Genomic DNA, 26397 nt, shown 5'->3' with positions numbered 1-26397 from the left:
CTCAGGCTGAACGGATATGGCCGTCTGATTCGCGATCGCGACATGGCTGTCGAATGATTTGCTATGTTTCCCGATCTTCCAATTGATGCTTGGAGAATACCGACACATGCACAGGCTTCTGTCGCGCTCGCTCGCCTTCCTGCTGGTTTTCTCGTGCATATCGGCAACCGCCTCCGAACTGCCGGACCACGATGTGGCCGGCAGTCACGACCATCCAGCCGTATCGCGTTTCGCCGGCTCGATCATCGTGGGCTATTCGCAAGAGGACTACGGTCGCGCCACGCTGCCACTGGCACGCGAGGATGCCGGCAAGCCGAGCCGCTTCGCCAAGAGTGAAGATGTGGAAGGTCGGATCACCCGCCTCGCCTATGCCGGGCCAAAGGGCAAGAGCGCCATCGAGGTATACCGAAATTTCGCGCAGGCGCTCAAGGCGGCCGGATTCCAGACCCGCTTCCAATGCAGCGGTGACGCGGGTTGTGGCGGCTTCGATTTCAGCGCCGCGCTCATCGAGCCATTACTCGACCGGATGCGTGGCAACCGCAATCTGATGGTTTCCTCGCTGGAGGCGGCGGGTGGCAACGTGCAGTCGCTCACCGCGCATCTCAAGCGCCCCGAGGGGGACATCAACCTTTCGCTTCTGGTGAGCCAGAATGAGCAGGAGCCCGTGGGTGTCCTGCTGCAAATTGTCGAAGCCAAGGCCATGGGAACCGGCCAGGTCATCGTCGATGCGAAAGCCATGAGCCAGGGTTTGGCCAAGAGCGGGCATATCGCGCTCTATGGCATCCACTTCGGCAGCGACAGTGCGGTGCTCGAAAAGAGTTCCGCCGGGACCCTTGCGGAAATGGCGACGCTGCTGAAGACACAGCCGGCGCTGAAGGTCTACATCGTCGGCCATACCGACAACAGCGGCACCGTCGCGCACAACGCTGCTCTCTCGCAGCGGCGTGCCGAAGCGGTGGTCAAGGCCCTGACCACGAATTACGGTATTGCAGCCGATCGACTTGGCGCAAAGGGATTGGCCTCCTACGCGCCGGTGGCAAGCAACCGTGATCCGGACGGCAAGGCGCGCAACCGCCGAGTCGAGTTGGTCGAGCAATGAGCATCGAGGCGGAAGGCACTTCCCCGATCGGCGACGCCCTGCACTTTTCCGACAATTACCGCGACCTGTGCCAGCCGAGCGGCACCGGCGCGGGCTTCCAGTTCGAGTTCTATTGCGAGTGCTGCAACGACACCTGGCGCTCGCCGTTCGACCCTTACCGCAGTGGACAGGCATCGGGCTGGATGCAACAAGCAGGCAATCTGATCGGCGGTTTGCTGGGAAATGTGGGAAGCAGTCTTGACCGTGCTGCCGAGGGATTTGCCCAGGCTGGCTGGGGGACTTCGCGTGATGCGGCTTTCCGGCAGGCCATCCGGGCCGCGCAAACCCACTTTCATCGCTGCGCACGCTGCCACCATTACACCTGCGACAGCTGCTGGAGTACCGACAGCGGTCTGTGTCGCGATTGCGCACCGGATCTGGCCAGCGAAGTGCAGGCCGCACGCCACGAGGGCACCGTGCAAGCCGCCACGGAAAGCGCCCGCGCCAGTGGTGTGGCCCAGGCACAGGAAATCGATGTGTCGAGCGCACGCCAGCTGGTGTGCCCCGCCTGCCACGCCGAATCACATGGCGGCAAGTTCTGCCCGCAATGCGGCCAGCAGCTGGGCATGCCAGCGACCTGCAAGGGCTGCCATGCGACCTTGCCGGCCAACAGCCACTTCTGCCCGGAATGCGGGTTGACGACGACAGGCTGAGGCATTCCCACCCTATCCGGGCTGAAACATTCCCCTCAGCCCGAATCGCGCTCGCGGCCGAACCGCGGCAGGTTCCAGTGAAAGTGCAGCGACAGAAAGCGCAGCACGAAACACAACACGATCGGCAGCCACGTCGCCCATACCGCGGGCCATTGCCAGTATTCGCCAACCACTGACAGCGCTGCGGCGGAAAGCGCCGCCATCGCGTAGATCTCCTGCTGCAGCACGATCGACACGCGGGCCAGCAACACGTCGCGCGCCATGCCACCGCCGATCGCCGTGACCATGCCCAGCAGGATCGCCACCTCCGCGTTGTGGCCGAACAGCAGCGCCTTGTGCGCGCCGTACACCGCAAACAGGCCCAACCCCATCGCATCGAACAGCCGCACCGGATAGGTCAGCCGCTCCACCCACGGATAGGCCAGGATGGTGAGCAGGGCGGCAATCACTGCGGTGGCGAGGTAGCGCCAGTCCGACAAGCCCGCCGGCGGAATGGCACCAATGCACACGTCGCGCGCAATGCCGCCGCCGCAGGCGGTGATGTAGGCAATCGCCAGGATGCCGAACAGATCGAGATTGCAGCGCCGGGCTGCAGTGGCGCCGCTGATCGCGAACGCGAAGGTGCCGGCTAGGTCGACCAGGTTGAACAACAGTTGCTCATTCACGCTGCCGGCTCACCTGCGGGCATGCCGTCGACGCGGCGAATACCCGCTATTGAACCAGCTTCAGGCGAGTTTGCGCGAGATCGCGAAGAACGCCAGGTTGCCCAGGCCGGTCGTCAACGCCAGCACGGCGATCAGCCCGGGGGTGACTTCCTGCCAGCCAAACCACTGGATCAAGCCGAAGCCGACGCCCACCGACAACAGCACGATGCCCCAGCGCAGGGAGGAATGGCGCCGGCGCTGTTCCTCGTCGCGCAGCACCGAGTTGACCAACTCCTCCGATCCGCCGCTGGCGACCATCTGGCGGCGTACCCGCGCATCGACCACGACCTTGATCGCATAGGCAATACAGATGAACAGGGTGATCGGGATCAGTATTTCGAAATTCATGGGATATTCCTCGAGTGGCGGGATGGTGAACCTTCATGACCTTGGATACGGGCATTCAGCGAACGGTTGCACCAAGCTGGTTGCAACCGTTTCCCGCCTGCGCGTATCCCTTGCCCCATGGATGACATCCGCAGCAGTCCCGACCGCGACCTGGTCGACGCCGTACTGGCCAACCGGCCAGGCGCGTTCGAACGCCTGGTGCGCGAACATCAGGGCCTGTGCTGGCACATCATCCAGCGCATGGTGCGTAACCCCGAGGACGCGCGCGAGTTGTGCCAGGACACCTTCCTGCGTGTGCACCAGTATCTGCATCAATATCGTTACGAAAGCGCGCTGAAGTCATGGATCGGCCGGATCGCCTTCACCATCGCGTTGCGCCATTTGCAGCACAAGCGCATACCGCTGGTCGACCCGGGCAGCGACAACGACGGCATGGACCGGGTCGAGAACATCGGCGACGGCTTTGATCTGGAAGCAGCCTGCGTGGACGAGGAAACCGCGCGGCATCTGCACGAAGCGATCGAGGCCCTGCCGCCCTTGCAGCGCACCTTGCTGACCTTGTATTACCTTGAAGAAACCCCGATCCCGGAGATCGCCCGGATCACCGGGCTGGCCACCGGCACGATCAAGAGCCATCTGTTCCGCTCGCGCCTGCGCCTGCGCGACGCGCTCGAAACACGGACAGGAGTTGCCGCATGATTCCGCACGACGAAGACCACATCCCCGCTTTCGATGACAGCGCACGGGAGCACGAATGGCTGGCACAGGAAACCGCCATGCGACGGGAGCGACTGCATCTGGATCCCGCCGGTGATGACGCGCGAAGCCAGCGCTATCGTCTGATCGCGCGCAACCTGCGCCGACCGCTGCCGGAGTCGCTGCCGGCGGATTTCGCGCAACAGCTGGCCGCACGGGTCGGCGCGGCGCCTTTGGTGTCAGCGCCGTCGGCTGCCTCGTTCGAACTCCATCTGGTGCGCGCACTGGTATCGGTGCTGGGCATCGCCGCCGTCGCCGTCATCATGATCTACGGCGGCACGTGGTTGCCCGCTTTCGGCGAATTGCTGCCCCATCCGCAGGCCCCGGCCATTCGCTGGCTGGCGGCCCTGGCCGGCTGCCTCGGTATCTCCTGGTTGCTGGGACTATGGCAACGTCACGCGCATCCGCGGCACGACTGAGCCGCTACCACTCGATCACTGCATCCAGGCCGCGATGCAGCCCGACCAGGCCGGATACCCTGCGGATCGCCAGAAGCGCGCCCTCCACATAAGGCGTGGCACTGCTGCCGGCGTTGTGGCGCAGAGTCAGTGTCTGGTCCGGCATGCCGAAGATCGCCTCTGCACCGAGCACGAACCCCGGCAAGCGCACCGCGTGCACCTGACTGCCGGCCAGCGTGCCGCCGCGCGTTTCCGGCATGCCGACGGTGTCGGCGATCGGCACCTGCAGTTGCGGCTGGCGCACCCTGCCCAGCCGACCGGCCAGTTCGCGCACCGTGCCGCTGGGTGCGTCCGGCTTGCCAGCCGACGCATAGTCGATGAGCTCCCACTGCGGAATGAGCTTCGCCGCCATCTCGGCAAACTTGATCAGCAGCACCGCGGTCAACGCAAAGTTGCCGCAGGCCAGTACGCCCAAGCCACGCTCGCGCGCCACCGCATTGATCTGCGCATAGTCCTCGTCACTCAGGCCCGAGCTTCCCACCACCACATGCACGCCGTGTTCCAGTGCGGCCAGCACATTCGCCTTCGCGCTGTCCGCGCGGGTGTACTCGACCAGCACGTCGCACGGCTGCGCCATTGCCTCATCCACACTGCCAAAGATCGATGCACTCAGACGCGGCTCGCCCAGCACCTCGCCCAGGCGCTGCCCCGCGTGACGCCGCGCCACCGCGGCGACCAGGGTGAGATCGTCGGCCGCGGCAATGCCGCGCGCGAGTTCGGAGCCGGCCCAGCCGGTGGCGCCGGCAACGCAGATCTTGAGTGACATGGCGACCTCGCTTCATCGGGTGAGTGGCCCAGAGTACGCTCTTGCCCGTGCCTGCCGTCGGCCCGCAGCGACCTCCACGGAAAACTCCCCCGCGCATTGTCGATCTCCGAACACAAGCTTCGTCGTCAGTACATCCCCACCTCCAAGGACTTCACATGAAATACCTCGGCCTGGCCTACTTCACCCCCGAAAAGTTCGCAACGATGGCGCCCGACGACGTCAAGGCCCTGGTGAGCCAATGCCCGGCGCTGGACGAGAAGATGCGTGCCACCGGCAAGGTGCTGGTTTCCGCGTCACTTGGCGACCTGGACAACTGGAGGACGCTTCGCCCGCGCGGCGGCAAGACGCATGTGAGCGACGGGCCTTACACCGAGTCGAAAGAAGTGGTGGGCGGCCTGTTCATTATCGAGGCGGACAGCCACGACGAGGCGCTGCGCATCGCCTCCATGCACCCGGCCGCCACCTTGGGCGAGGAAGGCGGATGGGCCGTCGAGCTCATCCCCATGGATTTCTACCTGACCCGATGAAGGCCTGGACGACAGCCTCAAGCAGGCGTTGACACCTCGTCCTCCACAAACATCTCACCGCCTCGCGAGTCACCGGGGCCGTATCCGCTTCCGGCCGGTCAGCGATGGTTGGTTGTTGCCCGCTGATTCGTCGATTGCCGAAGCGTTGTTCGATGTCTCTTGGCGACCTGTTTCAGGGGTTGGCAGGCGTCCGCTTTCGACGGCTGGTTGCCCATGCTTCAACAAGGCGGCGCGTACCTTCTTACTGCTGCAACGCGGACACGCCTTGAGGGTAGACCGCCTTCAGCACCCGGCTCATCGCCGGGGTGAGCGTAGCAATGGCGTTGGGCAAACCGTCGCGCGTGTGGTTGCTGGGGTAGCGCTTTTCGCTGAGTACGCTGAGGACCTTCACATAGCCCAGGGGCGCAGGCTCGTAGATGGCCATTTGATAACGCACGGGCGATTCCATGTTGGCCTCGTCACCCTCATAGACTTGCTCAAACTCTACAAATGCACCAGCCAGAGGCCCCTTCCTCACGAACTTTTGCTCACCTGCCTGGCTCACGACGGACTTGAATGTCTGAGTGAACTGCCCTTGGTGATCGCGGCTGGTGTCGGTCCACACAAAGAGGCCGTTCAGCCGGCCGGGGCCGCCGCCACTGAACGAGGCGCGAACCACCAAGGATGGTCTACCTGGTCCCCCATCCGGGCTGGGCAGAACCTCCAGATCTGCGCTGTCGAAATTCTGCAATGGAAGAACAGTCCCGTCAGGCAGTGCTGCATCGCTGAACAACGCCATACATTCGGCGTGAGTGCCGACCGCACCCTGTTGCTTCACAAAACACGCGCGCATGGGCCGATGACCAAATTCTGCACTTTGGCCGGCAGGCTCGTAGATCCGTGCCTGCCACGGGTGCGCGGTATGAAAGAACGCCTGGAGCTCGATTGATTTGACCAGTCGCTCCTTGGGAGCTTCGGTGGTACCTGAGACCGCCGCGCCAGCCAGGCACAACAGCGCCAACACTCCGACCAGGCGAATTGTTCTCATGACGGCTTCCGTTCTGCGGAGTGATGCCCTGGAGCATTGTGCGCCAAACCAGACGGGTAGAAGTGGTGATGAGGTGATGGCAATGGGGAATTTTGAAGCCTAGCTCGACACCATCACGCCAACGGCAATCGCACCCGAATCGCCAGGCCGCCACCCTCCGCATTACGCACCGCAATCGTGCCGCCGTGCACCCGCACCACGCGATCCACGATCGCCAAGCCCAGTCCGTGCCCCTCGGCACGCCCCGCGTTGCTGCCACGGAAGAACGGCCGGAACAGCTGCGCCAGTTCCTGCTCTGGCACGCCCGGCCCGTGATCGCGCACGCAGATCTCGGCAAACCGCTGATCATCAATGCGCAGATCCACCTCGACCGTGCCGCCGACGGGACTGAACTTGATCGCGTTGGTGAGCAGGTTGTCCAGTGCGCGCTCCAGCAGCAGATGGTTGCCCGACACCACCGCCGAATCGACACAGCTCAGCTGCAGGTCTACCTGTTGTGCGTCCGCATCCAGGCGCGATTGCTCCAGGCAGTCCTGCACCACCTCGGCAAGCTCCACCTGCTCGCTGTCCATGCCTGGCAGGCCGCCTTCCATTCGCGACAGCGCCAGCATCTCGCCGAGCATGCGGTCGAGCCGGTCGATCTCCTGCTCGGCTTGCTGAAAGTACGGGGCGGCTTCGGCCGGGTCGTCGCTGCGGCGGGCCAGGTCGAGGATCAACTGCAACCGCGCCAGCGGTGAGCGCAGTTCATGGGAAAGGTCTTGCAGCACGCCACGGTCGTGGGCAACCAGCGCCTCGATCCGGCCGGCCATGACGTCGAAGTCGCCGGCCAGCTGGGCTAGTTCGTCATGGGCCATGCCGCCCTGCTTGCCGACCCGGGCCGACAACTCGCCATCGGCCATGCGCCGGGTGGCACGTCGCAGTGCCTCGACCGGACGGGCCACGCTGCGCGCCACCCACCAGCCGACCAGTCCGATGAACACCAGCGACAACAACAGCTGCATGGCTAGATAGATCTTTTCGCGGGTCTGCGGGCGCAGGCGCGTGTGCGAGCGGCTCATCGCCAGCAACTGGCGGGCGTGGCCATCGTCGCCGCTGACCTGCTGGAAGGCGAGGTAGAAGCTTGGCCGCGGTTGCATCACCACGCTGCGGTCGGACGCCAGCAGCGAAGGCAATTGTGCGCGCACCGCGCCGCCAAGCCGGATCGGATAGAGCATCTCGCCGTGTTCCAGCAAGGTTGCTTCCACCCCTTGCTGGCGCTGCTGCGCCACCCACTGCGCCAGTGCTTCCCGGCCGCCGCTTTCGTAGGCCTGATCGGCATCCTGTGCCAATGCCGCCCAATTGATTTCCACCGTGGTGGTGAATTCGACGAAGCGCCGCGCGAACAGGCCGCCGAGCACCAGCACCAGCAGGTTGGCCACGCAGAAGCCGACCAGCAGCCGCCAATACAGCGAGGTGCGGATCGGCTTCATGAGGCGGCCGCCACCAGCACGTAGCCGGAACCACGCACCGAATCGATACGCGGTGCGTCCGGCGAGGCCTCGGTCAGCTTGTGGCGCAGCCGACTGACGTGCACGTCGATGCTGCGGTCGAAACGCTCCAGCTCGCGGCCCAGCGCCTGCCGGGTCAGGCTGGCCTTGTCGACCAGTTCGCCCGCACGCTGGGCAAGGCCAAGCAGCAGCAGGAATTCGGCGCCGGTCAGCGCGAGGTCCTGCTCGCCCACTTGGGCGCGCCGTTCGCCCGGAAACAGTTGCAGGTTACCGACCTGCACCACGCCCGCAGTGGGCGGCGCGTTGCGGCGCAGTTGCGCGCGCACCCGCGCCAGCAATTCGCGCGGAAGACAGGGCTTGGCCAGGTAGTCGTCGGCACCCAGCTCCAGCCCGATCACCCGGTCCACCGGTTCGCCGCGCGCGGACAGCATGATCACCGGCAGGCGATGTTGCATGCGCAGTTCGCGCAGGGTTTCCAGCCCGTCGCGGCCGGGCATCATCACGTCGAGGATCAGCAGGTCGGGCCGTTCGGCGGTGTTGCGCAACCGTGCCAGTGCGGTGTCACCATCGTGCGCCAGGTCCACCACGAAGCCCTCGCGCTGCAGGTAGTCGGCCAGCAGGCGGCACAACGCGCGGTCGTCGTCGGCAATCAGGATGCGAGGGGGATTCGGAGTCTGCATGGCGACCATTCAATACGGTGTCGTCGGCGGGATACCACGTTCTTTACCGATCTTTACCTATACGCAAAGAACATATACGCAGCGATGTCGTCAAATGATGGCGTACAACTCCCCCCCCCACAGAGGTACACGTCATGCGCAAGAACACTCTCCTCGGCCTGGCTCTGGCCTCGGCATTGGCCATTGGCAGCTCCGTGGCACTGGCCGCACCTGCCGGCGGCGCCGGACATGGCGATTTCGGCCATGGCGGACATGGTCATCGCGGCCACGGCCAGATGATGATGCTGGGCAAGCTCAACCTCAGCGACACACAGAAAGCCAGCGTCAAGCAGCTCGTCAGCACCAGCCGTGAACAGAACAAGCCGGCGCGCGAAGCGCTGCGGAAACAGCGCAGTGCGTTCGAGGCGATGACGCCGAACCAGGTCGGTTACCAGGCTGCTGCCAGCCGCCTGGCCCAGGCCGAAGGTCAGGCGACCCAGGTGCGGGTGCAGCAGATGGCGAACCTGCGCGCGCAGATCTACGCCGTGCTGACGCCGGCCCAGCAGGCACAGGCCGCCACGTTCAAGGCCCAGTCGCAGGCTCGTCGCGCCCAGTGGAAGCAGTTCCGGGCGGAGCACCCGCAGCCGTCCGCCAAGTAATTCGTCAGCGCTCGTTGCTGGCGCCTGTCAACGGGAAGCCCGGGATGACCCGGGCTTCTTTTTGTGCGCTTCCTTTCCATGTTCCGGGACAACGATTTGCCAATCTGCCGGATCGACTCATTCCGGATCGGTGGGGCATGGCGGTGGCATCCGTTCGGCCGGAGCGATCAATCGTAGACGTTGTGACAGCGACGTTCGGTGGTGTAGTAGGTTTTCTTGTTCTGCGCGTTTTTCTGCACGCGATTGCCGACATAGCCACCAGCCACCGCACCGCCTACCGTTGCCAGGGTCTTGCCCTTGCCGCCGCCCACCTGATGGCCAAGCAGCCCACCCGCGACTGCACCAAGGCCGGTGCCAATGATGCGGTGATCATCCTTCGATCCGTTGTGCTTGACTCGCACGTTCTCGCAGACCACGCGATGGTGGCGTCCCTGTGCCTGCGCTGGCGTAGGCATCGTGCCGAGTGCGGATACGGTCAAGGCCAGCGAGGCCATCAGCATCAATGATTTGTTCATGCGGTTTTCTCCGTCTTGGTGATTGCCATAGATACCCGGAGAAACGTGACGGACCGGTCAAGTCGCCCGCCATTGTTCATGATGCGGAACAGACCGGACACCGCGCTCGCTGCATGACGGTGCCCGGTCACGCGGGATACAAAAAGCCCGGATCATGTCCGGGCTTTCAATGTGCCTTCTCCGCCGCCTATTTCTTTTTCGGCATGTACAGATCGGTGATCGTGCCTTCGTAAATTTCCGCGGCCATGCCGACCGACTCGCTGAGCGTGGGATGCGGATGGATGGTCAGGCCGATGTCCGCCGCCTCCGATCCCATCTCGATCGCCAGGGCCACTTCGGAAATCAGGTCGCCGGCATGCACGCCGACGATGCCGCCACCGACCACGCGGTGGGTAGCCTCGTCGAAAATCAGCTTGGTGAAGCCTTCGGTGCGGTCGATGCCGATCGCCCGCCCACTGGCCGCCCAGGGGAACTTGCCCACGCCGACCTTCAGGCCCTTTTCCTTCGCCTCGCGTTCGGTCACGCCGACCCAGGCGATTTCCGGATCGGTATAGGCCACCGACGGAATCACCCGCGCGTCGAAATGGCTCTTGTGGCCGGCGACCACTTCGGCCGCGACCTTCGCCTCATGCGTGGCCTTGTGCGCCAGCATCGGCTGGCCGACCAGGTCGCCGATCGCGAAGATGTGCGGCACGTTCGTGCGCATCTGCGAGTCGACGTTGATGAAGCCGCGCTCGGAGACCGCCACGCCGGCCTTCTCCGCGCCGATCTTGCCGCCGTTCGGCGAGCGACCCACCGACACCAGCACGCGATCGAACAGGGTGGTTTCGGGAATGCTGTCGCCCTCGTAGCCGACCTCGATGCCCTTCTTGCCAGCCTTGGCGCTGACCACCTTGGTCTTCAGATGCATGCCCTTGAGCCGGCTGCCAAGGCGCTTGGCCAGCGGCTTGATGAGGTCGGCATCGGCACCGGGAATGATCTGGTCCATGAACTCGACCACGGTCACTTCGCTGCCCAGCGCGGCATATACCGTGGCCATTTCCAGCCCGATGATGCCGCCGCCAACCACCAGCAGCTTCTTCGGCACGTCCTTCATTTCCAGCGCGCGGGTCGAATCGAGGATGCGCTCGTCGTCCCACGGAAACATGCCCAGCTTCACTGACTGCGAGCCGGCGGCGATGATCGCGTGCTCGAAACGGACCAGCTTCACGCCGTCCTTCGTCTGCACTTCCAGTTCGTGCGGCGAGACGAAGCTGCCATTGCCTTCGACCGTGCGCACCTTGCGCTGCTTCGACATCGCGGCGAGCCCGCCGGTGAGCTGGCCGACCACCTTGTTCTTGAAGCTGCGCAGCTTGTCGATGTCGATCTTCGGCTTGCCGAAGCTGACGCCATGCGCCTCCATCGCCGCCGCCTCGTCGATCACCGCGGCGGCGTGCAGCAGCGCCTTGGACGGGATGCAACCCACGTTGAGGCAGACGCCACCGAGGCTGCCGTAGCGCTCGACCAGCACGGTGTCGACGCCAAGGTCGGCCGCACGGAACGCCGCGGTGTAACCACCGGGGCCGGAGCCGAGCACGACGAGCTTGCATTCAATGTCGGCGGCCCTTCCTGACGAAGATGCCGCCTGCGGCACCTTTGCCTCCTCTTCCCCACGGGAAGATGACTGAGGTGAGGCGGGGCTTGCGGGAGGCTGGCTACTCTTGCTCGCTTCTTCGTTGGAGCTGCCCGGCGACCGTGCTCCCTCATCCCGCCCTTCTCCCCGCGGGGGAGAAGGAGATGCTGTGTCGGCGGCGCCGACGATTTCCAGCACGGCAATCACCGCACCCTCGGCAACCTCGTCGCCCACCTTGAGCTTCAGTTCCTTGATCACGCCGGCGGCGGTGGAAGGAATCTCCATGGTCGCCTTGTCGGACTCCAGGGTGATCAGGCTCTGGTCCTTCGCCACCGTGTCGCCGGCCTTCACCAGCACTTCGATCACCGGCACGTTGTCGTGCCCGCCGATATCCGGAATCTTGATTTCGATGGTGTTGGCCATGGTGTGTTTCCTTCGTGTTGCGGGACGTCAGCGGGCGTCCGGATCTTGGGGAGATGGGGAGGGTTGGCGGAGCATCGCCGCTTCGGCGATGTCGCGCTCGACATCACGGGCGGCGTCGTTGTCTGCGGGGTGCATGCCGGGCGAGGCGGCTTTTCCGTCGGCTTGCCGTACATCGGGACCGACCCAACTGCGCACATGCAGGTCGCGCTGCGGGAACGGAATGTGGATGCCATGCTTTTCAAGCGCGCTGTGCAGCGCCCAGTTGTATGCGGCAATCACGGCGCCGACGCGTCGGGTGGCTTCGGCATTCAGCCAGACCACCAGCGAGAAATGAAACGAGGACTCGCCGAACTCGGTCAGCCATACCTGCGGTTCGCGCGGGCCTTCCATGCTCAGCGTGAACGGGACGGCGGCGGCGGCCTCCAGCGCGGCGAGCTTCACTTTTTCCTTGTCGGTGCCGTAAGGCACGCGAAACGGAATCTTCTGCCGACGCGCCACTTCGCGCAGTGTCCAGTTGACCACCCGTCCGGTGACGAATTCGGAATTCGGCACCAGGATGTCGATGTCGTCATTGGTGCTGATCAGGGTGGCACGGATGCGGATTTCGCGCACATGGCCGTGCACGCCCGACGCCAGTTCCACGAAGTCACCCACCTTCAGGCTGCGGTCGAACAGCAGGATCAGGCCGGACACGAAATTGTTGAAAATGGCTTGCAGGCCAAAGCCCAGTCCGACACCCAACGCGCCGGCGAACACCGTCATCTTGGCAATCGGAATGCCGGCCGTGCCCAAGCCCCAAAGCAGGCCCACCACCAGCAACAGGTAGTGCAGCAGTCGCTCCACCGTATACAGCGAAGACGGATTGACGTGGGCGTTGCGTTCGCCATATCGATGCAGCACGCGCTTGAGCGCGGCGGCGATCAGCAGGAACAGGATGAACAGCAGTACGCCCGCAAGAATCGAGCCCACCGTGATCCGGATGCCGCCCAGACTGAAACCCTGGTCCAGCATGGCATTCAGGTGATTGGCGCCCTTGCTGACGGCGGCAGACACCGGAGCGGACTGCATCCGCCCGGCGTCTGCCGCTGCAGTAGTGGCCTGCACCGGGTCGCCTGTTACAGCAGCAGTCGGCGAATGTCGCCGAGCTGACTGGCCAGGAAGGCCGCAAAGCGTGCCGCCAGCGCACCGTCGATCACCCGATGGTCATACGACAGCGACATCGGCAGCATGGTGCGCGGCGCGAACTCCTTGCCGTTCCAGACCGGCTTCACTGCCGCCTTGGACACGCCCAGGATGGCCACTTCCGGCGCGTTGACGATCGGCGTGAAGTAGGTGCCGCCGATACCGCCGAGCGAGCTGATCGAGAAGCAGCCGCCGGACATCTCGGCCGGACCGAGCTTCTTGTCGCGCGCCTTCTTGGAAATCTCGCCCAGCTCGCGCGCGAGGTCGAGCAGGCCTTTCTTGTCGCAATCGCGGATCACCGGCACCACCAGGCCATCGGGCGTGTCCACCGCGATGCCGATGTGGAAGTACTTCTTCAGGATCAGCTTCTCGCCCGATTCGTCGAGTGAGGCATTGAACTGCGGGAAGGCTTTCAGCGCCGCCACCACCGCCTTGATCTGGAACACCAGCGGGCTGACCTTGAGCTCCTTGTTCTCGGCGCCAAGCTGCTTGCGGAAGGCTTCCAGCTCGGTGATGTCGGCGTCTTCATGCTGGGTGACATGCGGAATCATCGCCCAGTTGCGCGCCAGGTTCGCGCCGGAAATCTTCTGGATGCGCGACAGCGGTTTCTCTTCGATTTCGCCAAACTTGGCGAAATCGACTTTCGGCCACGGCAGCAGGTTGAGTCCGCCCAGCGAGGCGGAGGCACCGCTGGAAGGACGCGCGCCGGAGGCCAGCGCATGCTTCACATAGGCGCTCACGTCATCACGCTGGATGCGCCCACCGCGGCCGCTGCCCTTCACCTGCTGGATGTCCACGCCCAGCTCGCGCGCAAACGCACGGATGGCCGGGCTGGCATAGGGGGCATCACCAGGCATCACGATGCGCGCATCCACGGGAGGGCGTACCTGCGCCGGCACATCACCCTCGGGTGCGATGCCCGGCTGCACGCCCTCACCGACCACCGGAGCAGGGGCCGGTGAAGCGGCTGCTGGTGCGGGAGCGGGAGCGGGAGCTGGTGCGGAGGGAGCCTGAGCACTCTCACTCTTGCTCTCTGCCTTGGCGGGAGCGGCGGGCGTGGCGGTGGCTTCGCCGTCGGCTTCGATCACGGCAATCACGGCGCCCTCGGAAACTTCGTCGCCGACCTTCAGCTTCATTTCCTTCACGATGCCGGCGTAGGGCGATGGAACCTCCATCGTCGCCTTGTCCGATTCCAGCGTGATCAGGCTCTGCTCCTTCTCGACCCGATCGCCGACCTTCACCAGTACTTCGATGACGGGGACGTCTGCGTGGCCGATGTCGGGAACGTGGGCTTCTTTGAGGTCGGCCATGATGACTCCTGCTGTCTATGGCGCGCCGCTCGGGGATGGCGGCTGCATACAAGAGGCCAATCATAGCGAAGGGGCGGCCCTTGCGTATGCCGGATCGTGTAACTTCGAGGCTTCGAAGGGCACCATGCGCGGGCGTATCCATGACCTTGAGCGCACGCGCGGTGCCGCCTTCTACCTTAGTCTGATCCCACGTTCATGCCGCTCCAGGCGGCACCGGAAGGAACCCATGCTGACGATACGCGACCTGTCCAAAACCTATGCCAATGGCGTGAAGGCCTTGCGCGGGGTGTCGCTCGACATTCCCAACGGCATGTTCGGACTGCTGGGTCCCAATGGCGCTGGCAAGTCCTCGCTGATGCGCACGATCGCCACGCTGCAGGATCCGGACACGGGCACGATCACCCTGGACCAGATGGACCTGCGTGCCGACAAGCAGGCCACCCGCCGGCTGCTTGGCTACCTGCCGCAGGAATTCGGCGTGTACCCGAAGGTGTCGGCCGAGGCGATGCTGGACCACTTCGCCGTGCTCAAAGGCGTCACCGTGAAAACCGAGCGACGCGACTTGGTCGAGGCCCTGCTGCGTCAGGTCAACCTGTGGGATGTGCGCAAGCGCAAGCTGGGCACCTACTCCGGTGGCATGCGCCAGCGTTTCGGCATTGCCCAGGCGCTGATCGGCGAACCGCGCCTGATCATCGTCGACGAACCCACCGCCGGACTCGACCCCGAAGAGCGCAACCGCTTCCTGAACCTGCTGGCCGAACTGGGCGAGCGGATGGTGGTGATCCTGTCCACGCATATCGTCGAGGACGTCACCGACCTGTGCTCGCGCATGGCGATCATCGGCCAGGGCCAGGTGCTGCTCACCGGCGAACCGGCCGAAGCGATCCGCTCACTGGAAGGACGCGTCTGGCGACGCAGCATCGACAAAGCCGCCCTGGACGGCTATCGCGCCCGCATGAACATCCTGTCGACCCGCCTCGCCGGCGGCCGCACCCTGCTGCACGTCCTGGCCGATTCGCTGCCGGAGGAGGGCTTCGAAGCAACCACCCCGGACCTGGAAGACGTCTACTTCGGCCGCCTGCGCGCGCAGGCCACCACCAAAGCCGCCTGAACGTACCTCGAATTTCGCAGAGCGCCGCCTGCGCACACTGGTTCGCGCGCTACATGACCAGGGCATCGCGCACAGGGTGCGCTCCTACACCAGCCGGGATCACCGATGTTCTTCGAGATACTTCGCTTCGAGTTGCGCCAGCAGTTGAAGGCGCCATTGTTCTGGATCGTAGCCGCCGCCTTCGGCGCACTGGCGTTCGCGTTTGCCAGCACCGACATGGTGATCGTCGGCGGTGCCAGCGGCAACGTGTTGCGCAATGCACCGCTGGTGATCGTGCGCCTGCTTGCCGTGCTGACCGTGTTGAGCATCTTCCTGATCACGATCTTCGTCGCCGGCGCCGCCCTGCGCGACTTTGACCATCGCACCTCGGAGCTGTTCTTCAGCACGCCGATGAGTCGCGGCGCCTATCTGGGCGGTCGCTTCGCCGCGGGCTACCTGGCCGCGCTGGCGATCATGCTGATCTGCGCGCTGGGCCTGGCCCTGGGCGGTGCGATGCCGTGGCTCGATGCCGCGCGCGTCGGTCCGGCCAGCTGGCACGGCTACGCCTGGTCGCTCGGGGTGATGGTGATACCGAACATGCTGTTCATGGCCGCGCTGCTGTTTCTGCTGGCCACCACCACGCGCTCACTGCTGGCCACTTATATCGGCGTGATCGCCTATTTCGTGCTGCAGGGCGTGGCGGGTTATCTCAGCCGCAATATCGACAGCCACACGATCGCCGCGATGCTGGATCCGTTCGGCGGCCGTACGCTGGGCCTGGTCACCCGTTACTGGTCGTCCGAACAGACCAACCACATGCTGCCTGCGCTGGATGGCGTGCTGCTGTTCAATCGATTGCTGTGGCTCGGCGTTTCGCTGCTGATGCTGGTCGCCGCGTACCTGTTGTTCCGGCCGACCCGCGAGGGCCTGCAGCTGCCGCGGCGCAAGAAGCGCGCCGAACCGCCGATGCTGCGGCCATCGACCAGCACCGCCGCCCTGCTCCTGCCGCAAGTCACCACCGGCCACGGGTGGCGCGCCCACTTGCAGCAGCTGCGCGCGCAATTCGTGTTCGACACGCTGGGCATCGTTCGTGGCGTGGCCTTGCTGGTATTGCTGGCGCTGTCGCTGGTGGTGATGCTGGTCTCGCTGATGTCATCCGGACTGGTCTATGGCACGCCGGTGTGGCCGGTGACGCATCAGGTGCTGACCGCGATCAATGGCAGTTTCAGCCTGCCGCTGATCATCATCGTGATCTTCTACGCCGGCGAACTGGTGTGGCGCGAACGCAGCCAGCACTCGGCGGAAGTCACCGATGCCTTCCCGGTGCCCGACTGGGTGCCCTTGATGGCGAGGTTCGGTGCGCTGCTGGCGGTCATCGTGCTGATGCTGCTGGTCGGCGCCGTGGTCGGCATCGGCTGGCAGCTGGCGCATGGTTATACCCACCTGGAGCCCGGGCTTTACCTGGGCATGCTGGCGCTGAACGCGATCCCGTTCGTGCTGATCGCGGTCCTGGCGCTGTTCCTGCAGGTGATGTCGAACAACAAGTTTCTCGGCTACCTGCTCAGCATTCTGTGGGTGGCGGCAAGCTCGATCGGGCTCAGCCTGTTGCACTGGGACCACAACCTGTACAACTACGGCAGCGGTCCCACCGTGCCGTATTCGGACATGAACGGCTTTGGCCACTTCCTCACCGGCGCGCTGTGGTTCGACGGCTACTGGGGTTTCTGCGCCATCGTGCTGCTGGTGCTGGCCGCGCTGTTCTGGACTCGCGGCACCGACGACGCATGGCGCGACCGCATGCGTGAGGCACGGGCAAGGCTGCGGCCACCCGTCCTGATCGTGCTGGTGCTGGCCGCACTCGGTTTTCTCGGCAGCGGCGCGTGGATCTACTACAACACCAACGTGCTCAATACCTATCGCAACAGCACCGCGAAAACACAGCAACGCGCCGACTACGAAAAGAAATACGCGAAGTACAAGGACCTGCCGCAACCGCGCATCACTGCGGTCAAGGCCGACGTGGACATCCATCCGTACCAGCGCACGCTGGATATCCGCGCCCACTACACCTTGGTCAACAAGCACGACGCGCCGATCAGCGAACTGTATGTGAACTTCACCGACGAATTCACCGTGAAGTCGCTGCAATTCGCGCCGCATGACACGGTCAGCGAAGACAAGGATCTCGGCTTCACGATCTATCGCCTGAAGACCCCGCTGGCACCGGGCGCGTCGATGGATTTCGACTTTGATCTGGAATACGCCCCCAAGGGCTTCACCAACGATACCGGTGCCACTTTCCTCGTCCACAACGGCACGTTCTTCAACAACGGCATGTTGCCGCAGTTCGGTTACCAGACGCAGTACCAGATCACCGATCGCAACGACCGCCGCAAATACGGTCTCAAGGGCGACGTGCCGCGCATGCCAAAGCTCGGCGACGAAAAGGCGCGCGCGAATACCTACATCAGCAACGACGCGGACTGGATCAGCTTCGACACCACCGTTTCCACCGCCGCTGACCAGATCGCCCTGGCGCCGGGCATGCTGCAGAAGGAATGGACGGCCAATGGCCGGCGCTATTTCCACTACACCATGCAGAAGCCGATGCTGAACTTCTTCGCCTTCCTGTCCGCACGCTACGAGGTGAAGCACGTCGCGTGGAAGGGCGTGGACATCTCGGTGTACTACAACCCGGCGCACGCCTGGAACGTGGACCGGATGATCGAGAGCGCGAAGGATTCGCTGGACTACTACGACGCCAACTACACGCCGTACCAGTTCAAGCAGCTGCGCATCCTGGAGTTCCCGGGCTACGCGGCATTCGCGCAATCGTTCGCCAACACCATCCCGTTCTCCGAATCGATCGGCTTCATCGCCGACCTGCGCGACACCTCCAAACTCGACTACGTCTACGATGTCACCGCGCATGAAGTGGCGCACCAGTGGTGGGCGCATCGCGTGATCGGCGCCAACATGCAGGGCTCGACCATGCTCAGCGAGTCGCTGGCGCAGTACTCCTCGCTGATGGTGATGAAGCACAAGTACGGCGCCGACCAGATGCACAAGTTCCTGAAATACGAACTGGATGCCTACCTGGTCGGCCGCGCCACCGAGACGCTGGCCGAAGAGCCGCTGGCGAAGGTGGAGAACCAGCCGTACATCCACTATCGCAAGGGCTCGCTGATCTTCTACGCGCTGCAGGATTACATCGGTGAAGCAAGGCTCAACGCGATGCTGAAGCAATTCCTGATCGACAAGGGCTTCCAGCAACCACCCTACACCACGTCGAGGGAATTCATGGACGCGCTGAACCAGACGGCCGGGCCGCCATGGAAGTCGATGCTGGATGACTTCTTCTGGAAGATCACCCTGTTCGACAACCGCATCACCGACGCGACCGCGAAGAAGCTGCCGGATGGCAAATACGCAGTGACCCTGAAGGTGCATGCCGGCAAGGTCTACGTGGACGGCGCCGGCAAGGAAACCGCGGCCAGGCCCGACATCCCGATCGAGATCGGCGTGTTCGCCGCCTCGCCCGGCGGCGGCAGGGACGGCAAGCCGCTGTATCTGCAGAAGCGCGTGCTGACCGATGGCGACAGCACGATCACCGTGGTGGTCGACGGCAAGCCCGCGGTGGCGGGCGTGGACCCTTACAACGAGTTGATCGACAAGGTCTCCACCGACAACCGCCGCGGGGTCACGTTGCCATAGGGCCGGCGCGGTCGCCGAGCGGAAGTCAGGACTGCCGGGATGCCGTTCCCGGCACGACGCCCTGGACGATGGTCAATTCGCGGCGCGGTGCGGGCAGGCTGATGCCGGCGGCGTCGAAGTGTTCACGGATCGCACGCAGCAAGTCCGTTTGTGCGGCCCAGAAATCGCCGGTGGCCGTCCACGCGCGTACCACCAGGTCCACCGAGTTCTCGCCGAGCCCGACCGTCCACACGCCGGGCTCGGGGTTCTTGAGGATGCGTGGGTCGGCGTCGAACAGGCGCCGGATTTCGGCCATCGCCGCGCCGATGTCGTCCTTGTAGCCGATGCCCAGCTTAAACTCGAAGCGCCGCGTGCCGCGACGGTTGTAGTTGACGATCGCGTCGGCGCCGACCTTGCCATTTGGCACCACCGCCTCGCGGCCATCCGGCAACAACAGCAGGGTATGCATCAGGTTGATGCTCTGCACCGTGCCGTCGATACCACCGGCGGTGACGAAATCACCGACCCGGAATGGCCGAAAGATCACCAGCAAGACGCCCCAGGCCAGATTGCTCAGCGAGCCCTGCAGCGCCAGCCCGATCGCCAGTCCACCGGCACCAAGCGCAGCGACCAGCGGCGCCGAAGGCACTCCGGCACGGGTCAGCGCCATCACGATCAGCATCGCCACGAGCACGCCGTAGATCAGGTTGCGCAGGAAGCCACTGAGCGTGTCGTCCACGCTCGCGCGCTGCAGCGCGCGGCGACTGAAGTTGGCCAGCCGCGCCGCCACCCAGATCCCCACCAGCAGGATGAGCAAGGCAAAAAGAAGGTTCAGCCCGGCATGAATCACGCTGGCGGACAGCGCGGTACCGAGCAGCTTGTCGAGGAAATCTTGCATCACTTGAACTCAGGCGGAAAACCCCACGAGCCTAACAAACCGCCGGGAACCCTGCGTGATATCTGCACGACGCCGCTGCGCCAGGACAGGGCAATCCTGCAGGCGATCGCTGCAAGTCGCGCCTGCCACAACCGTCATTGCGCTCGCACCACGTCGCTGTCGAATGGCACCCTCGCGAGCATGGCGGTCCCCAAGCAAGCGCCATTCGCGTCAGAGCCGGTCGTCCTCGATGTCGGTAACCTTGCCATCCACGAGAGTCACCACGGTGACATGGCCATCGCGCCGGTAGCGCCACCGCTCGCCGCCCTCGTTGCGATCCACCACTCGCACGCCGCCGCGGCGACTGCCGCGACTGCGCGACTTGCGTGCATGGGTTTTCGAGCTTGGTTTGCCCAGCAGATCCACGACCCGCTCACGGCTGTCGCCGGCAACCAGCACCTGATTGCCGACGCGCAAGGTGCTGGATGCCTGCACCGCGGCACTGATGGCGAACAACGCCACAACAAGAAGAATACGCATGACCTGCTCCCTGGTCTGATGGTTCGGTTTGCTGACGGTTACTGGCGCCGGTCGTCGATATCACCGACTTTGCCATTGATGATCGTCAGCACGATCACATGGCCGCCCTCACGGGCGTATTGCCACTGCTCACCCACGCGTGCGCCGAATTTGTTTTCCAGCGGCTCCCTGTAACCCGGCGTGCCGAGCAGTGCCATGGCGCGTGTCGCGGTATCGCCCACGGTCAGCACCTGCTGACCTATGCGCAGAGTCTGGCCGGCCTGCGCGGTCGCACTGAAAACCAGCAACAGGGAAAGAATGAGTGTGCGCATGGTGGTAACTCCGTGGGGAATCTGCTGTCAGAAGCCGGCGCCGGGCTGAGTCAGATAAGTCGCTTCTTCCGGCGTATCAGCGCGATCGAGCACGGCGTTGCGATGGGGAAACCGCCCGAAGCGATCGATCACCTCGCGATGACGCCGAGCATAATCCAGGAAATTGTCGAACTGCTGGCGCTGCTCGACAGCTGCCTCCCGTTGCAGCGCCTCGAACAATGCCACCGACCGTTGCTGCAGCGCGCGATCCTCCGCGTGCTCCAGCGGCAGGTAGGCGAATACCCGCTGGATGGCGGGAAGTTGCCGGTCATCACCACGGGCCAAACCTGACAACGCCATGCGCTGCGCAGCGGGGTCGGTGGCCCAGGCACGCGGGTCATCCCGATAGACGTTGCGCGGGAACTGGTCGAGCAGGATCAGCAGGGCCAGCCAACCGGATGGCGTCGCCACCCAGTCGTCCAGCCGTCCGTTCGCCGCGGCCTGCATCGCCGCACCGAAATGCTCACGAATTTGCGCGTCCAAGGCGGGACTGGCAACAAACCAGTGCGCCGCGTTCGCCTCGGCGAACCAGAAATCGAGGATATCCTGGGCGGTGGTTTGCACGGTTCATCCATCGGCGACGGGGACCTTGGACTATGCCTGCCCGAATGAGGACAGTGCAACCACGCGGACAGATGATCCCCGTGCGCGATTCAGTGACCGACCTGCAGCAGGTTCAGTGGCTGCCCATGGTTGTCGCGAACGCCTTGCTGCAACGACGCCAGTCGCTGGATCGAGGGACATAACGCCTCGATCTGCGGCCGCAATACCTGCATCCGCGCTTGCAATCGTGGCTGCAGGTCGGTGGTCAAGTCGGCGGCACGATCGCGCAATGCGGCCGCGGTCTGCAGGTCGCCGGACAGCGCCGCATTGATGGCTTGCTGGCCGAGGTCGGCCGCCAGCAACGGCAACAGGTCGCCCGCGATCTGGCTCATCGCCTGATTGGCGGCGTCGCCCTGCCAGTCGTGTGTGCTCTGGCTGCTCGAGATGCGGCGTTTCAGTTCCGCGGCATGCGTGTCCAGTCGCCGCTGCAACTCCGCACGGGTGTCCGCGCTGAGCCCCATGCCGTCGGCCTCGGCCCGAAAGGCTTGCGCCGCGATGTCCACGCCGTTGCGTGCCACCGTGCGAACGCGAGGGGCCAGATCGCGCAACTCCCGCTCAAACAGAGTCATTCGGTCCTGATTTTCGGCGTTCAATTTCACCGCCACGCCATCGGTGCGCAGCACGCCTTGCTGCAGCTCCACATGAAATGGCGCCGGCGAGGGCCGATCGAACATGACGCTGCCGCGTTTCAGGGTGACGTCATAACTGCTGCTGGCATGGCAGGTCGATGCCAGATCCTGGGCATGGACCGCGCAGGTGGCGGAGAGAGACAGCAACAGCGCGAAAACGGTGCGGATTGGCATGGATGCCTTCCTGGAAGCGATGGATCAAGCGATAACCGCCAGTGAGCCAACCGTTGCTGAACACCGGACGGCAACAACGGGAACATGCATCAACCGTAGACGCCGCCGCTCAGTTCGGACGCGAGCGAAACTGCAGGCGAACGGAAGGTCGACCAAGCCGCCAGGCGAGCCACAGCAGCGCCGGCACGGCCAGCAGTTTCAGTGCGATCCCGACCTGCCACGTGCGTTTGGCGCGTTCGATCATCCACAGCGCCACTTCACCCATCTGCGGCTGCGCCAGCGCGTGCTGACGGGCGATAGCAAAATCGCCCCACTGCTGCAACATCAGCACCGCGGTCACCAGCGACCACGCCGCCAGCAGCACCGCCAATACCTGCATCGCCGGTCTCGACCAGGCCTGCCGCAGGATGCAACCGGCGCAGACCACGATGACCAGCAAGGCCGCCGCGAGATAGACATATTCGCCATGCCGCAGGTATTGCACCGAGCCGAGCGCAGCCAGCAGCAACAACACCCATGGACCGATAGCCCACACGGCAAAACGCCGGCTGGCCGACGCCGCGCCTCCCGTTGCCGACGACATCAGCGCGCTGCCTTCAGGCTGGCCAGATCGGCCAACACCTGGGCCGAGTTCTTCCCGGGATCGACATCCGCATAGACCTTGGCGATCCGCCCCTGCGGGTCGATCAGGAAGGTGGTGCGCTTCGCGTAGTGGGCGCCGGCGTGCGAATCGAGCACGCCATAGCGCGTTGCCGCCTGACGATTCTCGTCGGCGAGCAGCGGGAAAGGCACGTGGTATTTCTGCGCAAACTCGGCGTGGGACTTCACGTCATCAAGGCTGACACCGATGACCCGGGCACCGGCCTTGCGCAGGGTCGCGATGTTATCGCGGAAGGTGCAGACCTCGGTGGTACATCCGGGCGTAAAGTCCTTCGGATAGAAATACATGACCAGCCAGGTGCCGCGGAAATCTGCCGGTGCTCGCCAGTGACCGTTCTGGTCCTGCAAGCGGAATGCCGGTGCCACATCGCCGGTTTGAGGCATGGCGGCAAAAGCCGCCGGCGAGGTCATGGCGAACAAGCCCGTCAGGGCGAGCAGAAAGGCAAGACGGCGCATGGCCAGATTCTCCAATCGAGTAGGTCAATGCCGCAGTTTACGCGCACGAAAAAGGAAGGGCGCCGACGGCGCCCTTCCTTCTATCCGGCAATGACCGTACTCAGCGCTTGCTGATGGTGAACTTGCCCACCGAAATGCCCAGGTTCACGCCTTCACCGGTGCCGGCCAGAGCCAGCGAGGTGGTGCCCTTGGTCAGCACCTGAGCGGTCGAGCTCTTGACCACGCCCGCCTCGGCACCCGCCTGGGCGTAGTCACCGAAGACGTCGGCAATGCCGTGCACCTTGGTGATCTCACCCTTGCCGTTGTCGATGTGGTACTTGCCCGCCGTCAGGCCACCGCCGACCACGGCGATTTTGACCTTTGAGCTCTGGCCGTTGCTGCAGGTGACCATGCCGGTGCCTTCAGCATGCTTGTAGATCAGCGACCAGCCGGACAGGTTGTAGACCAGGTCGCATTTGACAGTGGCCTCGGCCGCCTGTGCACTGCTCGTCGGAAGGACGGTCATGGCGCCCGCGCAGGCCATTACCAGAGCAGCCATTCCAAAAGTACGCTTGATCATGATTCATCTCCTTGAGTGTACGAACAACGGTTGAGACGCACTGCCTTGTCAGCCCCGAATCGGGCCGCCATCAGTGCGATGCGATGAATCTTGTGCAGTGCGACGTGATAAAGGCGTGCAGATGAATGACTGCCCATTCAGATTCCCGAATACTTCGCCTCGCAGCATGAAAACCCATCCACCGGGCTTGTGAGCGAAGCGCGTGCGTGCCTAGACTCGATGCCACGGCGCCGTGGCCGTGCAGCACAAAGGAACATGATGGTGAAGCATTCGCTGGTGGGTTACGACGGCTCGGAAGTGTCACAGCGCGCCTTCCAGTTCGCGGTCGATCTGGCACGCTGCGCCGGCGGTCGGGTTCGCGTGGTGTCCGTATTGCAGGTGACCGAAGGCGGCGCTGACATGTCCGCACTGATGATGGCCGACTCCGGCACCCTGCGCGTGCAGGAATTGCTGCAGGAACTGCGCTCGATCGTCCCGGATGCCGACCACATGGTCGACGTGGAACTGGCCTATGGCAGCCCCGGAGACGTGCTGCTGAGCCAGGTCGAGCAACACGGCATCGACCACATCGTGATCGGTCACACCGAACGCGGAGCACTTGCCCGATGGCTGCTGGGTTCGGTGTCCGGCAATGTGCTGGCGCGCGCCCACGTGCCGGTGACCGTGGTGCGCTGAGCGGGGTCAACCCCGCCGCGAACCATCACCCGCTCCGCGGCACCTCGGCGTGTTTGGCGGCCGGCCGTTCGGCGCGCGCGGCAGCCTCGATCTTCCGCTGCTTTTCCTGGGCGACCTTCAGACTCTTGACGTCGACCGGGCGGATGCCGGTGATGGTGCAGGGGAAGTTTCGCCGCCCGGCAAGCACCTGGTCAAAGCCGACCATCACCTGATGGAGGTTCGAGGTGAGGCCGATGGTGTTGGTGAACATCAGGTCCTGACACCCGCCCAGATCAAGCAACCAGGCTTCGTTCGGCCGTGTATAGACGGCCAGCTCGGTGTCGCTCAGCGGCTCCCACGAATACAGGCTGAAAAAGCGAAAGCTGTGGACGGGCGCGCCCGCCGCCGCCACATAGGCCGACTGACGTTGCGACATGCGTTGCGCGTACGGCACGCTCGAGCAGCCGGCGCTCGACAACGCCAGCATCAGCGCGCCGAGCGGGACAAGGGATGACGGGTTCATGGTGCGATCCTCCGTGGGACACGATCCTCCCAACGCATCGGCGGCGCCACGGATGACCGTGGGAGGCTGCCCAATTCATCGGGCAGCCAGGCTGCCCGGTCGGGCTATTTCTTGCCTGGCTTGCTCTTGGCTACCGTCACCCACTTCGCCGGGTCGAAGCCGGCCACTTCATAGACCAGCGTCTGCTTTTTCTCCCCGTCGACCAGGGTGACGTCCATGCTGACTTTCTTCGCCTTGCCCAGCATGGCGATGAACGCCTTGTCGTCGCGGATCATCAACGCCGGCTCGCCGGTGGAAGGCGCAAAGGCCTTGATGGAAACCGGACGCCCATCGACGACGGTGGCGATGCTGCAATTGCCACGACACACGAAGCCCGGCTTGCTGCCATAGAGGAAGACGCTCTGGCCCCAGCTCGTGTGCCGACGCAGTACCAATCGCACCCGGTCGCCGGTTGCCGGCTTGCTGTTGTCGATGGTGGCCGTGGACTGCGTGCCACCGGCCATCGGCGACACCTGATACAGCCACAGTCGTTCAAGGCGGTTCTTCTCGCTCGCTGCGGTGTAACGCTTCTCGATGTCGGGCAAGGTCTGCTGCACCTCCCTCGCTGCGTCACTGTCAGGGAAGCGTTTGACGATGTCCTTGCCCAAAGTCACGGACATCTCGTCGTTGTGAATTCGCAGCAGCTGGCGATAGGTATCGAGGTTGCGCGCCGCGTCCGCCGACTGGGCCGACACGGCTGGTTTGCCCGCATCTTGCGCCGGCGCCCCGGCGGGGCCGGAGCACGCCACGAGAAGCGCGGCAACCGCAGCCGCGAGCGCGGCCTGATGGAAGCTGGAAAATTTCATGCGTACCTTGCCTTCAAGGAAAGTCGGATACCGAAGCTTGTCGCCTTGCACGCCCGCCACGCAACCGTTGCGCGGCACCTGGGCGGCACCTTCAGCACGGGTTCGACTCCTTCAATTCTCGCTGGCCATCGTCGAATCGAGATGTTCCACTCGCACGATCTGGTCCAGCCAGACCCGGCGATGCCAGTCAGGCGCATCGGGACGCTCCAGCTGCACGGTGGCGTTGATCCCCTCCTGATCGGCGCCATCGCGAAAGACCTGCACATTGGGGCGCGTGCTCACCACGCCGTCGCAGCTGCTGCCATCCTTGAGCAGCAGTACCACGTGCCCGTTGGCAGGCAATTCGTCCACCAGTGCTTCAATGTGACGAATGCTGCTTTTGTCGGTGTAAACCCGTTCCGCCTGACGACTCATCGCCCTGGTCTCCCGCACGAAGTTACCGTCGACGCTAGGCTGCAAAGTGGCAAGACGGCGTCAATTCGGCCTCTGCCGGCTGAATCGGCAATGCTTTCCCACGGGT

At 64.3% G+C, this 26397-nt stretch carries 30 protein-coding genes; 9 read left to right on the top strand and 21 right to left on the bottom strand.

Annotation, left to right across the window (positions count from 1 at the left end; translation table 11 throughout):
- The first annotated feature begins 106 nt into the window (after positions 1-106).
- A complete protein-coding gene (locus ACVWWQ_RS07285) occupies positions 107-1099 on the top strand; it encodes an OmpA family protein (RefSeq protein ID WP_133948420.1) in 993 nt (330 codons plus the stop codon).
- Positions 1096-1791 carry a double zinc ribbon domain-containing protein gene (locus ACVWWQ_RS07280; protein WP_133948422.1) on the top strand — a complete coding sequence of 232 codons (696 nt, stop codon included), beginning with the start codon at positions 1096-1098 and terminating at the stop codon, positions 1789-1791. Before ACVWWQ_RS07285 ends, ACVWWQ_RS07280 begins: the two co-directional genes overlap by 4 nt.
- Before the next feature lie 35 nt (positions 1792-1826).
- Here the strand turns inward: ACVWWQ_RS07280 and ACVWWQ_RS07275 are convergent, their stop codons facing one another.
- Both ACVWWQ_RS07275 and ACVWWQ_RS07270 read right to left on the bottom strand, forming a co-directional pair.
- A complete protein-coding gene (locus ACVWWQ_RS07275) occupies positions 1827-2456 on the bottom strand; it encodes a trimeric intracellular cation channel family protein (protein WP_133948425.1) in 630 nt (209 codons plus the stop codon).
- A gap of 60 nt (positions 2457-2516) precedes the next feature.
- Positions 2517-2843 carry a DUF6249 domain-containing protein gene (locus tag ACVWWQ_RS07270; protein ID WP_099652885.1) on the bottom strand — a complete coding sequence of 109 codons (327 nt, stop codon included), beginning with the start codon at positions 2841-2843 and terminating at the stop codon, positions 2517-2519.
- A gap of 117 nt (positions 2844-2960) precedes the next feature.
- Between ACVWWQ_RS07270 and ACVWWQ_RS07265 the strand changes: the two genes are divergently transcribed.
- The gene (locus tag ACVWWQ_RS07265) at positions 2961-3542 is read left to right on the top strand and encodes a sigma-70 family RNA polymerase sigma factor (protein WP_133948427.1); all 582 of its coding nucleotides are present in this window, start codon (positions 2961-2963) and stop codon (positions 3540-3542) included.
- On the top strand, positions 3539-4018 hold the full coding sequence (locus ACVWWQ_RS07260; protein WP_133948430.1) for a hypothetical protein: 480 nt from the start codon (positions 3539-3541) through the stop codon (positions 4016-4018). The genes ACVWWQ_RS07265 and ACVWWQ_RS07260 overlap by 4 nt, the downstream gene beginning before the upstream one ends.
- 4 nt (positions 4019-4022) lie before the next feature.
- Here the strand turns inward: ACVWWQ_RS07260 and dapB are convergent, their stop codons facing one another.
- Positions 4023-4823 carry a 4-hydroxy-tetrahydrodipicolinate reductase gene (gene dapB, locus ACVWWQ_RS07255; protein WP_133948432.1) on the bottom strand — a complete coding sequence of 267 codons (801 nt, stop codon included), beginning with the start codon at positions 4821-4823 and terminating at the stop codon, positions 4023-4025.
- Between the two features lie 155 nt (positions 4824-4978).
- Here dapB and ACVWWQ_RS07250 point away from each other — a divergent pair, with 155 nt between their 5' ends.
- Positions 4979-5350: a YciI family protein gene (locus ACVWWQ_RS07250; protein WP_099652894.1), complete on the top strand. Its 372-nt coding sequence runs from the start codon at positions 4979-4981 to the stop codon at positions 5348-5350.
- Positions 5351-5591: 241 nt separating this feature from the next.
- Here ACVWWQ_RS07250 and ACVWWQ_RS07245 read toward each other — a convergent pair whose 3' ends face one another.
- From ACVWWQ_RS07245 to ACVWWQ_RS07235, 3 genes are all read right to left on the bottom strand, one after another.
- Entirely contained in the window at positions 5592-6377 is a 786-nt protein-coding gene (locus ACVWWQ_RS07245; RefSeq protein ID WP_133948434.1) for a hypothetical protein, read from the bottom strand.
- A gap of 113 nt (positions 6378-6490) precedes the next feature.
- Positions 6491-7846: a sensor histidine kinase gene (locus tag ACVWWQ_RS07240; protein WP_133948436.1), complete on the bottom strand. Its 1356-nt coding sequence runs from the start codon at positions 7844-7846 to the stop codon at positions 6491-6493.
- Positions 7843-8544 (bottom strand): response regulator transcription factor, encoded by a 702-nt coding sequence (locus ACVWWQ_RS07235; RefSeq protein ID WP_133948438.1) that lies wholly within the window; start codon positions 8542-8544, stop codon positions 7843-7845. Before ACVWWQ_RS07235 ends, ACVWWQ_RS07240 begins: the two co-directional genes overlap by 4 nt.
- Positions 8545-8678: 134 nt before the next feature.
- Between ACVWWQ_RS07235 and ACVWWQ_RS07230 the strand changes: the two genes are divergently transcribed.
- Positions 8679-9182: a Spy/CpxP family protein refolding chaperone gene (locus tag ACVWWQ_RS07230; RefSeq protein WP_133948440.1), complete on the top strand. Its 504-nt coding sequence runs from the start codon at positions 8679-8681 to the stop codon at positions 9180-9182.
- A 167-nt stretch (positions 9183-9349) separates the two neighbouring features.
- On the opposite strand, the gene ACVWWQ_RS07225 is transcribed toward ACVWWQ_RS07230, so the two are convergent.
- From ACVWWQ_RS07225 to aceF, 4 genes are all read right to left on the bottom strand, one after another.
- A complete protein-coding gene (locus tag ACVWWQ_RS07225; RefSeq protein WP_133948442.1) occupies positions 9350-9697 on the bottom strand; it encodes a glycine zipper 2TM domain-containing protein in 348 nt (115 codons plus the stop codon).
- A 187-nt stretch (positions 9698-9884) separates the two neighbouring features.
- Positions 9885-11732: a dihydrolipoyl dehydrogenase gene (lpdA, locus tag ACVWWQ_RS07220; protein ID WP_133948444.1), complete on the bottom strand. Its 1848-nt coding sequence runs from the start codon at positions 11730-11732 to the stop codon at positions 9885-9887.
- Between the two features lie 27 nt (positions 11733-11759).
- Positions 11760-12785, bottom strand: a complete 1026-nt coding sequence (locus ACVWWQ_RS07215) for a mechanosensitive ion channel family protein (RefSeq protein WP_457383345.1) — start codon at positions 12783-12785, stop codon at positions 11760-11762.
- 62 nt (positions 12786-12847) lie between these two features.
- Complete coding sequence (gene aceF / locus ACVWWQ_RS07210) at positions 12848-14224, bottom strand: dihydrolipoyllysine-residue acetyltransferase (RefSeq protein WP_133948446.1); 1377 nt, start codon at positions 14222-14224, stop codon at positions 12848-12850.
- A 226-nt stretch (positions 14225-14450) separates the two neighbouring features.
- On the opposite strand from aceF, the gene ACVWWQ_RS07205 reads away from it, so the two are divergent.
- Both ACVWWQ_RS07205 and ACVWWQ_RS07200 read left to right on the top strand, forming a co-directional pair.
- Positions 14451-15335, top strand: coding sequence for an ABC transporter ATP-binding protein (locus ACVWWQ_RS07205; RefSeq protein ID WP_099652902.1), 885 nt, complete (start codon positions 14451-14453; stop codon positions 15333-15335).
- Positions 15336-15440: 105 nt separating this feature from the next.
- Entirely contained in the window at positions 15441-19028 is a 3588-nt protein-coding gene (locus ACVWWQ_RS07200) for a M1 family aminopeptidase (RefSeq protein WP_133948448.1), read from the top strand.
- Between the two features lie 25 nt (positions 19029-19053).
- On the opposite strand, the gene ACVWWQ_RS07195 is transcribed toward ACVWWQ_RS07200, so the two are convergent.
- The 8 genes from ACVWWQ_RS07195 to ACVWWQ_RS07160 form a co-directional block, all read right to left on the bottom strand.
- On the bottom strand, positions 19054-19905 hold the full coding sequence (locus ACVWWQ_RS07195) for a mechanosensitive ion channel domain-containing protein (RefSeq protein ID WP_133948450.1): 852 nt from the start codon (positions 19903-19905) through the stop codon (positions 19054-19056).
- A 210-nt stretch (positions 19906-20115) separates the two neighbouring features.
- Entirely contained in the window at positions 20116-20424 is a 309-nt protein-coding gene (locus tag ACVWWQ_RS07190; RefSeq protein WP_099652905.1) for a DUF2845 domain-containing protein, read from the bottom strand.
- A gap of 38 nt (positions 20425-20462) precedes the next feature.
- Positions 20463-20735: a DUF2845 domain-containing protein gene (locus tag ACVWWQ_RS07185; protein WP_099652906.1), complete on the bottom strand. Its 273-nt coding sequence runs from the start codon at positions 20733-20735 to the stop codon at positions 20463-20465.
- A gap of 27 nt (positions 20736-20762) precedes the next feature.
- On the bottom strand, positions 20763-21338 hold the full coding sequence (locus tag ACVWWQ_RS07180; protein ID WP_133948452.1) for a DUF924 family protein: 576 nt from the start codon (positions 21336-21338) through the stop codon (positions 20763-20765).
- A gap of 89 nt (positions 21339-21427) precedes the next feature.
- Positions 21428-22180 (bottom strand): DUF2884 family protein, encoded by a 753-nt coding sequence (locus tag ACVWWQ_RS07175; protein ID WP_133948454.1) that lies wholly within the window; start codon positions 22178-22180, stop codon positions 21428-21430.
- A gap of 109 nt (positions 22181-22289) precedes the next feature.
- On the bottom strand, positions 22290-22763 hold the full coding sequence (locus ACVWWQ_RS07170; protein ID WP_133948457.1) for a sensor histidine kinase: 474 nt from the start codon (positions 22761-22763) through the stop codon (positions 22290-22292).
- Positions 22763-23296 (bottom strand): peroxiredoxin, encoded by a 534-nt coding sequence (locus ACVWWQ_RS07165; RefSeq protein ID WP_133948459.1) that lies wholly within the window; start codon positions 23294-23296, stop codon positions 22763-22765. The genes ACVWWQ_RS07170 and ACVWWQ_RS07165 overlap by 1 nt, the downstream gene beginning before the upstream one ends.
- Before the next feature lie 100 nt (positions 23297-23396).
- Positions 23397-23855, bottom strand: a complete 459-nt coding sequence (locus ACVWWQ_RS07160; RefSeq protein ID WP_099652911.1) for a hypothetical protein — start codon at positions 23853-23855, stop codon at positions 23397-23399.
- 258 nt (positions 23856-24113) lie between these two features.
- Here ACVWWQ_RS07160 and ACVWWQ_RS07155 point away from each other — a divergent pair, with 258 nt between their 5' ends.
- Positions 24114-24530, top strand: coding sequence for a universal stress protein (locus tag ACVWWQ_RS07155; protein WP_099653371.1), 417 nt, complete (start codon positions 24114-24116; stop codon positions 24528-24530).
- Positions 24531-24555: 25 nt separating this feature from the next.
- Here ACVWWQ_RS07155 and ACVWWQ_RS07150 read toward each other — a convergent pair whose 3' ends face one another.
- From ACVWWQ_RS07150 to ACVWWQ_RS07140, 3 genes are all read right to left on the bottom strand, one after another.
- A complete protein-coding gene (locus tag ACVWWQ_RS07150) occupies positions 24556-25032 on the bottom strand; it encodes a DUF6491 family protein (protein WP_133948461.1) in 477 nt (158 codons plus the stop codon).
- Positions 25033-25136: 104 nt separating this feature from the next.
- Positions 25137-25877: a hypothetical protein gene (locus tag ACVWWQ_RS07145; RefSeq protein ID WP_133948463.1), complete on the bottom strand. Its 741-nt coding sequence runs from the start codon at positions 25875-25877 to the stop codon at positions 25137-25139.
- Positions 25878-25988: 111 nt separating this feature from the next.
- Positions 25989-26291, bottom strand: a complete 303-nt coding sequence (locus ACVWWQ_RS07140; protein ID WP_133948465.1) for a DUF3247 family protein — start codon at positions 26289-26291, stop codon at positions 25989-25991.
- Positions 26292-26397 lie beyond the last annotated feature (106 nt).

The sequence above is a fragment of the Rhodanobacter sp. TND4EL1 genome (assembly GCF_054061035.1).
This window is presented reverse-complemented; position numbering and strand designations above follow the sequence as displayed.